Source organism: Salinimicrobium oceani (genome assembly GCF_012037645.1).
In genome coordinates, this window is sequence record NZ_JAAVJR010000791.1 from 1 (window position 1) to 415 (window position 415).

Sequence of the window (415 nt, forward strand, 5' to 3'; positions counted from 1 at the left end):
GCTGGATGTGCTAAAATCTGCCACTTCTCAGCTCATTGCAAACGATGCCATGGAATTGAGCCTCTTGATTAGCGAAAATTCCCTTGAAGATTCCACACAAACGGCCTTAAAAAAATATGCCAGGGCCGATCTTTTGTCATTTCAGGAAAAGAATGGCAATGCAATAAAGGTTCTGGATACCGTGCTTACTCAACATAAAGGAGAAAAAATTGAGGATGATGCCCTGCTAAAGCAGGCGCGCCTTTACGAGGAAATGGGAGAATTCGAAAAAGCTGAAGATAATTATCTCGCAATTGTTGAACATTACAAAAACGGGGTTTTAGGAGATAATGCTCACTTCTATCTTGCCGAATTATATGCCGATAAGCTGGAAAAGCCCGAAAAGGCGCAGGAGTTTTATGAAAAAATTATCTTT

1 protein-coding gene is annotated in these 415 nt (G+C 40.7%); it reads left to right on the forward strand.

The annotated features are described in order from the left end of the window. Positions 1–415: tetratricopeptide repeat protein (locus HC175_RS19425; RefSeq protein ID WP_168139777.1), on the forward strand; the 415-nt coding region annotated here is incomplete at both ends.